This window comes from Burkholderia sp. Ax-1719 (assembly GCF_011753055.1).
In the GTDB taxonomy this organism is placed as follows: domain Bacteria; phylum Pseudomonadota; class Gammaproteobacteria; order Burkholderiales; family Burkholderiaceae; genus Paraburkholderia.
This window is the reverse complement of the sequence record NZ_VWWJ01000051.1, coordinates 15794-28118: the sequence shown is the minus strand read 5'-3', so window position 1 is coordinate 28118 and position 12325 is coordinate 15794. Positions and strand designations below refer to the sequence as shown.

The 12325-nt window shown below is 61.5% G+C and carries 11 protein-coding genes; 5 read left to right on the top strand and 6 right to left on the bottom strand.

The window, feature by feature from the left end; genetic code table 11:
* Nucleotides 1-191 precede the first annotated feature (191 nt).
* From F3J17_RS35445 to F3J17_RS35435, 3 genes are all read right to left on the bottom strand, one after another.
* The gene (locus F3J17_RS35445) at nt 192-656 is read right to left on the bottom strand and encodes a hypothetical protein (protein ID WP_240161273.1); all 465 of its coding nucleotides are present in this window, start codon (nt 654-656) and stop codon (nt 192-194) included.
* Between the two features lie 291 nt (nt 657-947).
* Entirely contained in the window at nt 948-1439 is a 492-nt protein-coding gene (locus F3J17_RS35440) for a nuclear transport factor 2 family protein (protein WP_167070420.1), read from the bottom strand.
* Between the two features lie 79 nt (nt 1440-1518).
* Nucleotides 1519-2151, bottom strand: a complete 633-nt coding sequence (locus F3J17_RS35435) for a TetR/AcrR family transcriptional regulator (RefSeq protein WP_167070418.1) — start codon at nt 2149-2151, stop codon at nt 1519-1521.
* Between the two features lie 197 nt (nt 2152-2348).
* On the opposite strand from F3J17_RS35435, the gene F3J17_RS35430 reads away from it, so the two are divergent.
* Entirely contained in the window at nt 2349-3005 is a 657-nt protein-coding gene (locus tag F3J17_RS35430) for a YceI family protein (protein ID WP_167070414.1), read from the top strand.
* Nucleotides 3006-3018: 13 nt separating this feature from the next.
* Here the strand turns inward: F3J17_RS35430 and tdh are convergent, their stop codons facing one another.
* The gene (gene tdh / locus F3J17_RS35425; protein ID WP_167070412.1) at nt 3019-4050 is read right to left on the bottom strand and encodes an L-threonine 3-dehydrogenase; all 1032 of its coding nucleotides are present in this window, start codon (nt 4048-4050) and stop codon (nt 3019-3021) included.
* Nucleotides 4051-4067: 17 nt separating this feature from the next.
* Entirely contained in the window at nt 4068-5267 is a 1200-nt protein-coding gene (locus tag F3J17_RS35420) for a glycine C-acetyltransferase (protein ID WP_167070410.1), read from the bottom strand.
* A gap of 280 nt (nt 5268-5547) precedes the next feature.
* Here F3J17_RS35420 and F3J17_RS35415 point away from each other — a divergent pair, with 280 nt between their 5' ends.
* From F3J17_RS35415 to F3J17_RS35405, 3 genes are all read left to right on the top strand, one after another.
* Entirely contained in the window at nt 5548-6114 is a 567-nt protein-coding gene (locus tag F3J17_RS35415; protein ID WP_345891293.1) for an XRE family transcriptional regulator, read from the top strand.
* A 140-nt stretch (nt 6115-6254) separates the two neighbouring features.
* Entirely contained in the window at nt 6255-6659 is a 405-nt protein-coding gene (locus tag F3J17_RS35410; protein WP_167070406.1) for a DUF2471 family protein, read from the top strand.
* A 94-nt stretch (nt 6660-6753) separates the two neighbouring features.
* Nucleotides 6754-7755 (top strand): tyrosine-type recombinase/integrase, encoded by a 1002-nt coding sequence (locus F3J17_RS35405; protein ID WP_167070404.1) that lies wholly within the window; start codon nt 6754-6756, stop codon nt 7753-7755.
* An 88-nt stretch (nt 7756-7843) separates the two neighbouring features.
* Here the strand turns inward: F3J17_RS35405 and F3J17_RS35400 are convergent, their stop codons facing one another.
* Nucleotides 7844-9049 (bottom strand): DNA-binding protein, encoded by a 1206-nt coding sequence (locus F3J17_RS35400; RefSeq protein WP_167070402.1) that lies wholly within the window; start codon nt 9047-9049, stop codon nt 7844-7846.
* Between the two features lie 1830 nt (nt 9050-10879).
* On the opposite strand from F3J17_RS35400, the gene F3J17_RS35395 reads away from it, so the two are divergent.
* Complete coding sequence (locus tag F3J17_RS35395; protein WP_167070400.1) at nt 10880-12235, top strand: replication initiation protein; 1356 nt, start codon at nt 10880-10882, stop codon at nt 12233-12235.
* Nucleotides 12236-12325: the final 90 nt, after the last annotated feature.

Sequence of the window (12325 nt, the reverse complement as noted above, 5' to 3'; positions counted from 1 at the left end):
ATCAAGCGCCCACACTTATCGGCTGTAAATTTTTAAAGATCAATTCGCTGAAAACATCTGGAAAATCAGGCCTTCCGGTGTTTTCTGCGTCGCTGCATCAGCAGGAGGAGGCGAATTATGCAGGGCGTAGATCGGCTCGTCAAGCGATTTTGAAGAAATTATTTCAACGAGCCAAAATCTTTGAAAAACGCTCAGAACTTCACCCGCAATTGAAACCCGACCGTGAATGGCAAATCGTCGGAAGGAATCGGCGGAATGACGATGAAGTTCACCCCCACGCGCTTATAGGCGACCATCACGATAGGCGCAGCCACAGGCCCGATCGTGTGATTGTGGCCGAGGCCCCAGTTGCCGTAGTTGTAGCCGGAGATGATGCCGCCCATCGCGGCAAGCCGCACGTAGCCCCAATGCAGGAACTCCGGCGCCCAGACGCCGCCGCCATAAAAGGAGGGGCGACGCAGCGAGTTGCGGAATCCGCCCGCCGTGACAGCCCATTGGTCGCTGGGCCAGCATTCGATGCCCAGGCCTGGATTGAACTGCTCGAAGTCTTTGTCGGGATGGATGTGATACGAGCCGACCATCGCGTCGACCCATAGGCCCGCACTGCACCAGTCGGCCGCCCGCGCACCAGTTGTAGCGCCGAGCGACAGCAGCATGAGCGCTGCGCCCGCAATCGTCTTTCTCCCTGTCCTGCCACCGCGCACTTGCCAAAACCGCATGGGCTCTCCGTCCTCGCGCTCGCCGAATTGCTTCGGGGCGTCTGCTGCTGGGTCTGTATATGGTTTGCTGTTGTTCTGCCTTTCGGTGACTGCAAACTGTACAGCAAGCGCGCCCACGCGCGTACCGAGGTTTTGCTCGGATCGTGGTGGGCGCATCGACTGTGTTCGCGTCACTTGCGGCTCAGACCATCTTGCCTGCGCAGTGCGTCGCGGCGATGAACGCGGCGCTCAGAGTCCGAGTTCGCTCAGGCTGGGATGATCGTCGGGACGGCGACCGAGCGGCCAGTGATAAAGACGATCTGCCTCGCGGATCGGCAGGTCGTTGATACAGGCGTGACGATGCGCCATCAGCCCGTTGGCGTCGAACTCCCAGTTCTCGTTACCGTACGAACGGAACCAGTTGCCCGAATCGTCGTGCCATTCATAGGCGAAGCGCACCGCGATGCGGTTGTCCGTATAGGCCCACAACTCCTTGATGAGCCGGTAATCGAGTTCGCGCGCCCACTTGCGCGTGAGGAAACCGACGATCGCTTCACGCCCCGTCACGAATTCCGCGCGATTGCGCCAGATGCTTTGCGGCGTATAGGCGAGCGCCACGCGCTGCGGATCCCGCGTATTCCAGCCATCCTCCGCGCCGCGCACTTTCTGGATCGCGGTTTCACGCGTGAATGGCGGCAGCGGCGGGCGGAATTCGGCAGACGTCGTGTTGGGTTCGGCCATGATCGTGCTCCTTTCTCTATCTACAGGGCGGCGAGCCGACATGGCGCGCCTGATTCGAACAAAACGGCAGATTCAATGGTCAGCGGCGCGAGCGTGAAGCGTCATCAGCCGTCAGGGCGTCGAGCATCAGCGATCCCGCTGCACGCGCATCGAGCGCGGCATCGGCGTCACCGCTCACCAGCGCCACGCCGATCGCACCATCGATCAGGATCAGCCACTGGCGCGCGAGCCGCGCGGCCACGCGGCTATCCACACCGCTGGCGAGACGCCAGGCATCGCACTGCTCGGCAACGAAAGCGAGCAGGCGCGCCTTGTGCATGCGCGCGACTTCGCGCACAGGATCGTCGGGTGATGCGGTTTCACCGGCGGCGTTCAGAAACGCGCAGCCGTGAAAGCCGTCCGATGCGAACCACTCGCGCAGCACGTCGAACATGGCCAGCAGACGCGTACGGGGCGTGCGGCCGCGTTTGAGCGTGCCGTCGATGAACCAGCGCATCCAACGCTCGTCGCGACGCGTGAGCGCGGCAGCAACCAGCGCATCCTTCGATTCGAAATACGTATAGAAGCTTTTTCGCGCAGCGCCCGCGGCGCGCACGATCGCATCCACGCCCGTGGCGTGGATACCGCCCGCGTAGATCAACGCTTCGGCGGCTTCGAGCAGGCGCTCGCGCGCGTCGGACGATACTTCAGGGGAAATGGCGGTCTGGCTCATGATCTCGTCGTACTGAATCGGCGTGCAGAGGTGGAACGATCGTTCTCCATGTGTCGCAATGTAGAACGATCATTCTCCCAAGTCAAGCGTCGATTTCACGCCGCGCCGCGCCGCGCACAGCATTTGCTCGATCAGTGGACAATGGAAGAAACGGGCTGCTTTTAAGCCGCCCCCGCGCTTTCCATCACGGAGACACCATGAATCGACGTCGAGTCTTGATCGCGTTGCTGTGCGCCGGTGTGCTCGGCTGCACGCCGCTGCGTGTGGTGACGCATAGCGTGAATCCCACCGAAGCCGCCGTGCCGACGGGCCAGTACGCGCTCGATCCGCATCATTGGAGCATCGTCTTCGATGTCGATCATCTGCACTACACGCGCTTCGTGATGCGCTTCGACCGCGCCAGCGCGCGGCTCGACTGGCATTCGCACTCGCTGGAAGAGGCAACAGTGCAAGTCGATATCGATGCCGCCAGCCTCGACACCAATGTCGACGCGCTCGATCGCATGGTGAAAGGCGCGCAGATGCTCGATGCGCAGCGTTATCCGCAGATCCGCTTCGTGAGCACGCGTTTCGAGCGCACCGGCGAGATGAACGGCAAGCTGATGGGGAAATTGACGGGCAATCTGACGATACGAGGCACGACGCAACCCGTCACGCTGGACGTGACGTTCAACGGATATGCGCCGAATCCGCTGACGAAGCAGCCCACGTTGGGCTTTTCCGCGCACGGTACGTTCAGCCGCACGGCGTTCGGGCTGACGACGTGGTATCCAGCGGTGGGCGATGCGATCGACGTACGCATCGAGGCGGAATTCGAGCAACCGCCGCCAGCAGGCGCGGCGGCCGCTCAATGAACTGCGTGGGGAATCAGGCGGCGGTCCAGTCGAGAATCACCTTGCCGCTCTCTCCCGAAAGCATGGCAGCGAAGCCCTTTTCGTAATCGTTCACGCTGAAGCGATGCGTAATGATGGGCGACAGATCCAGTCCGCTTTGCAGCATCGCCACCATCTTGTACCAGGTCTCGAACATCTCGCGGCCGTAAATGCCCTTGATTTCAAGGCCCTTGAAGATGACCTGATTCCAGTCGATGGCCGTTTGCGCAGGCGGAATGCCGAGCAGCGCCACCTTGCCGCCGTGGTTCATGGCTTCGAGCATCGACGTGAACGCGCTCGGCACGCCCGACATTTCGAGGCCCACGTCGAAGCCTTCGGTCATGTGCAGATCGGCCATCACGTCACGCAACGACTCCCGCGAAACGTTCACGGCGCGCGTCGCGCCCATCTTGCGCGCAAGTTCGAGGCGGTAGTCGTTGACGTCGGTAATCACCACATTGCGCGCGCCTACGTGCTTCGCAATGGCCACGGCCATGATGCCGATCGGTCCTGCGCCCGTAATCAGCACGTCTTCGCCCACGAGGTTGAACGACAGCGCCGTGTGCGTCGCATTGCCGAACGGATCGAAGATGGCGGCGAGATCATCGGAGATTTCCGGCGGAATCTTGAACGCATTGAAGGCTGGAATCACGAGGTATTCGGCAAACGCGCCTTCGCGATTCACGCCCACGCCCGTGGTATTGCGGCACAGATGACGACGTCCCGCGCGGCAATTGCGACAGAAACCGCAGGTGATATGCCCTTCACCGGACACGCGGTCGCCAATCGAAAAACCGCGCACTTCCTGGCCCATTTCGACGATTTCGCCCACGTATTCGTGGCCCACGTGCATCGGCACCGGAATGGTCTTTTGCGCCCAGTCGTCCCATTTCCAGATGTGGATATCCGTGCCGCAGATCGCCGTGCGGTGGATCTTGATCATCACATCGTTGTGGCCGACTTCGGGCTTCGGCACGTCGGTGAGCGTGAGGCCAGGGCCGCGTTCGAGTTTGGCGAGTGCTTTCATTTTATTTCGCTATCCTTTCAAATCACGCCAAGCTGCTTGCCCACGCGCGCGAATGCCGCCACGGCGCGCTCGACCTGCTCAGGCGTATGCGCCGCGCTCATCTGCGTGCGAATACGCGCGCGGCCCTTCGGCACCACCGGATACGAGAAGCCGATCACATAGACGCCTTCTTGCAGCAGCGCGTCGGCCATTTTCGAAGCCACCTGCGCGTCGCCGAGCATCACCGGGATGATGGGATGTTCGCCCGGCACGAGCGCAAAGCCCAGTGCGCTCATCTCGCGCCGGAAGTGCGCGCCGTTGGCCTGCACGCGGGCGCGCAGGTTCGCGCCCTCATCGCTGGCGATCAGTTCGAGCACCGCCAGCGAGGCGGCCGCGATGCTGGGCGCGAGCGTGTTCGAGAACAGATACGGGCGCGAGCGCTGGCGCAGCAGTTCGATCACTTCTTTCTTCGCCGCCACGTAGCCGCCCGAGGCGCCGCCCAGCGCCTTGCCGAGCGTGCCCGTGATGATGTCGACGCGCTGCGCGACGCCGCAATGCTCGGGCGTGCCACGACCATTCGCGCCGATGAAGCCCACCGCGTGTGAATCGTCCACCATCACGAGCGCGTTGTAGCGATCGGCCAGATCGCAGATGCCCTTGAGGTCCGCGATGATGCCATCCATCGAGAACACGCCGTCGGTGGCGATGAGCTTGTAGCGCGCGCCGCCGGCATCGGCTTCTTGCAGCTTTGCTTCCAGATCGGCGAGATCGTTGTTCTTGTAGCGATAGCGGCGCGCCTTCGAGAGCCGCACGCCGTCGATGATGCTCGCGTGATTGAGTTCGTCGCTGATGATCGCGTCTTCGTCGCTGAGCAGCGTTTCAAAGAGGCCGCCATTGGCGTCAAAACAGCTTGAGTAGAGGATGCTGTCCTCGGTGCCGAGGAAGGCAGCGAGCGCGCTTTCGAGCTGCTTGTGCACCGTCTGCGTGCCGCAGATGAAGCGCACCGAGGCCATACCGAAGCCGTCGCGATCGAGCCCGTCTTTCGCCGCGGCGATCAGGCGCGCGTCGTTGGCAAGGCCCAGATAATTGTTGGCGCAAAAGTTCAGCACCTTGCTGCCATCGGCAAGCCCGATGGCGGACGATTGCGGCGTGTCGATCACGCGCTCGCTCTTGTAGAAACCATCGGCGCGGATCTGATCGAGAGTCGCGCGCAGATGGTCGAAGTAGGATTGGCTCATGGCATCGTGCTCCTGACAGGGCAAGCTGCGGCTGTTATAGTCGCCGTCAGCTTTGAGCGAATTTATTCGTTTTTTCGAACTCAAGTTCGATATATCGAACAAACTCTAAACGATGAGGCAGGGAATGGCAAGCTCAGGCGCGCGCGCGGGCACGCAGGTCAAGAAACCGGTAGACGATGAGACAGGCACAGCCGCCGCGAAGCCCCCCGCAGCGCGCAAGTCCCGCGCCACGAAGGCTAAACCCGCATCCAGCGCAGCCGCGGAAGCATCCGGCGTCGTAGTGAAGACATCGCCGGCCGCGCCGCCGCGTGTCGGCGAGCAGATTCAGCGGCTGCGCAGCGAACGCAAAATGACGCTCGACGAGTTGTCGCGCGCGGCCGGCGTGTCGAAATCCATGCTTTCGGAAATCGAGCGTGACAAGGCCAATCCGACTATCGCTGTGGCCTGGCGCCTGACCAATGCGCTGGGCGTGAAGCTCGATTCCCTGTTCGCCGCACCCAAAGCGCCCGATGCGATCGCCGTGGCCGGGCCGCACGATATTCCGACCTTGCTCGGTCACGATGCGGGTTATCAGTTGCGCGTGTGGGGCCCGATCGAACTGGCCGGTCATTTCGAATGGTACGAACTGACGCTCAAGCCCGGCGGCGCACTGGTGTCGAACGCGCACGAACCCGGCGCGCGCGAGCACCTCACGGTCCTGCAAGGCGCGATCGAGGTGGAAGCGGCTGGCTCCGTCGAGCGGCTGAAGTCCGCTGACACGGCGCGCTATATCGCCGATCAGCCGCACGCGATCCGCAATATCGGCAAAGGCGAAGCGCGCGCGCTGCTGGTGGTGATTCACGGCTGATTTACGCCTGATTCTCTGCCCGCTTACTGGAGATTCGCTACGGGCGTTGCTGGCTAAACGGCCCAAGGCGACATTCCTGGCTGCACGATCGCTTCAGGTACTGTATATTCATACAGTAAAAAGAACGACCGGAGCCGCCCATGCACACTTCGCGCACCCCGAACGAGCAGGATCTGGCCGCCTTGCGCTTTCAGGCGGCCGCGCGCGATCTTGAGCAGATCGTGCGCAACATCGCGCATCGCTATATCGCCCAGCAGGTGCCTTTAAGCTGGCGCCTGCTGCACGCGATCGAAGCGGAAGCGCTCGCCGATCTCGGTTTCGCCAGCCGTCACGATGCACTGATGCTCGGCCTGTTCCAGCGCCCAGGCGACCTTGCCTATCCCGAAACCGATGAAACCGTCGATTTCGGCCAATCCAACGCCCTGCCCGCCGTATTCGCGTTCGCTGTGAGCGCCTATGAATACGCCGCGCGCAGCGCCGAAGAAGCCCAGCGCGAAGCGCGCCGCAAGGCAGCCGTCAAACGCTCGCGCGCATGGGGCGGCTGATGATGTCGCCCGTCGTCGATTGTTTGCTGGACGCCACCTGTATCCTCGCTTCGCTAGAATTCCCTTCTGCATCGCAACTAACGGAAGGACAGTGATGACCGCCTCCGATTTGTCCCACTCGTCCCAATCTTCCCGCGATCTCTTCGACCGGCAGCGCACGGACTGGCAGCAAGACCCCGCCGCCGCCTTCGATGCATGGCTGGCCGCCCAGGATCTGCGCCGCTCGTCGGCCGATATCTACCGTGTGCAATGGGGCCGCTTTCTCGAATGGCTCGCGCTCAAGCGCAAGACCATCGTTTCCGTGGATACGGGCACGATCGCTGAATTCGTCGCCGGTCTTGAGGTGAAGAAGCCGCAGCGGCTGCGCTATCTCCGTTTGATCGAGCGTGTGCTCGACCATGTGCGGCAGATCGAGCTGGCCTCCACGAACCCCGCGCGTTTCATCGCCCAGGACGGCGAGGCCGCCTGGCGCAATGCGCGTGAAAACGAACCCACCGGCTTTCTCACGGCCATGGAACGCGCAGCGGTGATTGCCCGCCTCTTCGCACCGCTCACCGAACAATCGGCGGCACGGCGCTGGCGCGAGCGGCGCGACCGCGCGCTCGTCGCCGTATTTCTGGGCGGGGGGCTGAAGACTGGCGACGCAATTGCGCTGAGGCTCGATGCGACGTCGATCGGTTCGGAGTGGATCACGATCGAAGCCGACAACCCCGCGCTCACACACAGCGCGAAGCTCGCACCGTTCGCGGTCGACGTGATGGGGGCCTGGCTGGAGGCGCGACGCCTGGCGGGACTGCCTGGGCAACTCGTGTTTCCGGGCTCGCCCAGCGGGCGCCCCATGCACAAGGCGACGGTGCTGCGCGCGATCGACGCGTTGATGGAAGAAGCCGGCGTCGCCCAGACGCGCGCCGAGCGCGCCAGTCCGCAGACGCTGCGCAACAGCTTTGCAGCCGATCTGTTCGAGCGTGGCGTGGATGCCGATCAGGTCGGCCAGTGGCTGGGCTTTCTGCAACCGATTTCGGCTGGCCGGCTGCATCGCTCATGGCGCGTCTGGGCCGATCGCGAAGCCGCATTGCGTGTTGCTGACAAACCGTAAATATCGAGGCTGGACGGACTTCCTGCACGCAAGAAGTCCCGTAAAAGCTCACGGCCGCCTGTCGCGGGGATTCCCGTAAACACTCACCTCAGCGGCTAGCAGAGAGCTTTTTGCCGGCGGTAAATCGCGCAACAGCCTGCAGCCGCGAAGCCCCTGCGCCCGACGTGTGCTCGCATTCCGGGCAGGACAGCTCGAACCCGCCCTCCACCTGCGAAAGCTCCGGCTCACCCTCCTCGCAATTCGGGCAGTGCGCTGGCAAGCCCACGTGACCGTCCACGAGCGTGCCGATCTGCGCCAGTTCAGCCTCCGTGAGTCGGCCAGACTGCGCCAGCGCGCACAACACGCCAGCCACCGCGCCATCCATCCCCTGCTGTGCGCGCAGTGTCGCCACCTGCCGCGTCAACCCATCCACCTCGTCCGAACGCTCGCGCAACACCGTATCGAGCCGGTCGGCACGCGCCTTGGCTGTCGCCAGTTGCTGGATGAAATCGAATTCCTTGCGGCTGGCATCGCGCTGGGCGGCTTGCCACGTTGACGACATCGTCCGCAGCGAATCGAGTTCAACCAACATTGGTTTCACGCGGCGTTCGGCTTCGGCCAGAGCGTCCTTAATCTGCTGGGCGTAATGCTCGGTGCTGCGGCGCATTTCCTCGTGCAGACCGTCGATCCGGTCGCGCAGACCCGCGTTGGTGGACTGCTCGGTGTCGATACGCTTCTGAAGGGATTCGTTTTCGGCCTCCAGACGACGAACTGTCACCTGAAGGCTGTCCTGGTGCGAGGCACCATGCGCCGAGGATGCCGCGAGCTGATTTTCTAGTTCGCGCACACGCGACCAGGCCGCTTCCGTGCGGGTTTCACTGCGCTGGAGCATTTCGTCGGCCGCGAGCCGTCGCGCCTCCGCATCGCGAAGCGCCTGCTCGGCGTCCTGGCGGCTGGCGTCGATGGCTTCGCGTTCCTCTTCCAGCGTTTGCTTCGCCAGAACGCGCGCCTCTTCGAACAGCGCGCCAAGGAGTTCGCCCGCGCGTTCTTCCAGTGCCGCAGGAATGGCGCCGCTGCCGACGCGCACCTTCGATGCAGCCCGGATGCGCTGCCAGAACAGTTCGATGTCTTTGGGAATATCGCTGGCGCTGCCGGTCTGGGTCAGATCGCGGACGGTTGCCATCGAGGGGCGAATGCCGAAATCGAAAAACAGCCGTTTGCACGCATGGAGCGAGAGCTCCTGGCGCCGCGCGCCGTCTTTGCGCAGATTGTCGAGTTCGTCGCGAAGGGCCTGACGTTCTTCGTCTCGGATCATGGTCGTCTCGGCAAGGGATAACGGATCGAATAATAACAAATTACGTAATGTTCGATACGATTTTCCTGCTGACGCTGTTGTTGCTTTCGATCGAGGCGATGGCAGCATTCAAAATCGCGTGCCAGCTCGCGTCTGCGTTTACCCGTTCGTGAAACAAAGCGAAGTTTACTAGCTAAGTAATTGTAAACGTTTGGCTTTCTAGTGACGAGCCATTTATAGACAATGTTCCACGCTAACTTTGGCTGTTTCGAAAGCAGTTCTCAAGGGGAGAGGATGTGGATATCTCAGGAGGCTCTCGGGGTAGGAAAGGCTAGAGAGTAATAAAAGTAAACACCATTGATACCCGTTAAAAACGTTAACGCCACGGCAAAGCCTTACCTGGCTTGGTTTACAGAGCGATTGGGTGAAGCTTTACGGGACAGGTGGTGAGGCTTTGCGGGACATTCCGGTGATGGGCTTCGGGGAAGGCGGTGAGGGGTTGCGGGATAGAACGTGAGCGGATTCGGGGCACCCCCCATTCTTGACTCTACGGCAAGGGTGAGTGATTACGGGAGTTCATCGGCCGCGATCCTCGTATACGCCAGTGGAGAGGTCGCTGTTACTGAAAATGCAACGGTGAGCGGATTCGGGGCAACCCATATTGTCGTTTTTTGCCGCCAATCTGGAGGTCTAAAAGCCTTCGGTGAGGGGTATCGGGAAAAAACGCCTGTTGAAGGTGATGCTTTCCGGGATGCGAAGGCCTATTTTGACCGGATTCGGCTGTTTTCGGGCTTCAAGTGAGCTTTTACGGGAGGGCAAGAGTCGGAGCTTTGATTGGCGAACGGTACTGCTTTTGTTTGGCGATGGCCTGCTTCGTGCATTGAGGTGAGATTTTTCAGGAGCGGGCTGGGGCGTGCCGAGATCCGATCGATCTGGACGCCGAAGATGCCTAACGTGAGCCTTTTCGGGAGCCAGTTTTGGCCGGTTTATGTCCCCAGGTGAGCTTTTTCAGGTGCTAGTTGGCATTCACTAACCGCAAAAGCTTGAAAATCAAAGGTGCTGAAATTCTTCCGACGTTGATTCAGGCGTATCAAGGTGAGGATTTTCGGGAGACACTCTGTGGAGTGTCGGGTCGCTGCCAGCAAGTCGGTAAGCCATTGAGGTGAGATCTTCCGGGAGGCGTTGGTTCGAATTTCCGCCCACCGTGCTTGTGGATAACCCTCAGAATTCATTAGCTTTTTCTTGCTGAGGTTCAAAAGGTGAGCTTTTTCGGGGGGAAAGAAAGGGTGCGGCGGCAGCGACGAGGGAGCCACAAAGGTGAGGTTTTTCGGGAGCATTGTGCTCCCCATACCGCGGCTGGAAAGACTTCGGCGCCCACGCATCATGGATGCCGACCGATCCCAAAGGTGAGACTTTCCGGGAGTCGAAGGGACGGTAGTTCGTGCAAAGCAGCGATTTCATTGCCTGCGATGAGAAATATGGCGTGTGCAAATCGAGGTCGGAGCGGTTCGAACGCCTATCCGCGATCTTTGGGCTATCCGATCGAGGGAGGGGCAGGCGTTTCTGTGCACGCTCCGGTGTTGCATCCACGCCAGGATTTTTTAAGGTGAGGCTTTTCGGGATCGAATTGACACCCTGGATAAATGGCAGTTCAGGAGGCTATCCCGACAAGCCCCTATCTGCCGGGAGCCTTGCTGCCAGGCGGCTTGCACTATGGTGAGACTTTCCGGGAGCACTGCGCGGTGAGGTGCGCGCATCCGCGCACCATCACCGGCAATGGTGAGAGGCACCCTATAGACGGGTTTCACCACAGACGGTATCCTTTCGCGAAATCTCACCTTGACCCGACGCATGGCCACGAAGCGCGTGAAAAAAACCGATGTGGTGAGCCCCAGTTCGGCCGAATTGCGTAAGGCCGTCGAGGCGATCGCGATTCAGCCGAAAAGCGGCAAGATCACCCTGCTCACCCGCAAGCTCTTCAATGTCCTGCTCGCCGTCGCGCAGCAGGCCGATGAGGCTGGCGATACCTACCGTGCGTTGTTGTCCGACATCGTCGCGAACTCGGCGTTCGATTCGAACGACACCGCGCTCGTGAAGGAGCATTTGCGCCGCATGGTGTCGGTGCAGGTCGAATGGAGCCAGGGCACGTCGAGCCAGAAGCCCGGCCGCAAGTGGGGTATCTCCACGCTGATCGCTGACGCGGAAATTCTTGAAGATCCGACCACGCGCCGCGTGTGGGTCGAATTCTCGTTCGCCCCCAAGATCAAGAAGAAGCTGCTGGACCCGGTCCAGTACGCCCGTCTGAGCCTTCAGTTCCAGAGCCAGCTGCGCAGCAGCGCGGGGCTCGCGCTCTACGAAATCTGCGTGCGCTATCTCACGAACCCGAGTCATCTGACGATGCGCGAGACGTGGGAATGGTGGCGCCCGATCCTGTCAGGCACGCCGGATACCGAAGCTGGCGACGAGGCCAAGCGCGAGTACAAGTACTTCAAGCGCGACTACCTGCGCCCGGCCATCGCCGAAGTCAACGCCGTCACCAATATCTTCGTCGAGCTCATCGAGCATCGTGAGGGTCGGCGCGTCGCCGAGATCCAGTTCCGGGTGACTGAGCGCAAGCAGCCGATGCTGGCGCTCGACGAGCATCCGAACGTGTTCGACAGCACGCTGGTCGATCGCATGGTGAAGATCGGCATCCCGCTCAAGGAAGCCCAGTCGCTTTACGCCGATAGCGAAGAGAACCGCATTCGCGCGGCGCTGCAACTGACCGAGCAGCGCATGCGCAGCACGAGTCTGCCGCCTGTGCGCAGCGCCGCAGCGCTCTTCAAGGATGCGCTGAAGAAGGGTTACGCGCCGCCGGTCGAAGATGCGACGAATGCCGCGGCGTCCGGCCGTGCGATCGCAGGCGCGGTTGCGGCGGACGATCCCAAGGCGCGACTGATGGACGAGTACGCAGCCTACCGTCGCAAGGAAGCGCGTGCGCTCTACGAGGAGCAAGGCGATCTCGAACGCGAGATTGCGCGCACGTCGTTCGAGAACGATGAACTGCCGGGGATGGGGGCGCATCTGCGCGATGACTGGCGTCGTCGCGGTCTCGAATCGAAGCTCGGCGAGACGGCGTTCTTCGACTGGCTGGCCCGCAAGACCTGGGGTGAGCCAACCGACGGCGATCTGCTCGCTTTCACGCTGAGTCAGTCGCGCGCGGCCTGATCGATAGTGTCGTGCGCTGCGCCTGAATAGCAGCACAAGAAAGGATGTTCCAAAAAAAGCGGTCTTCACGCATTGAACGTGAAGACCGCT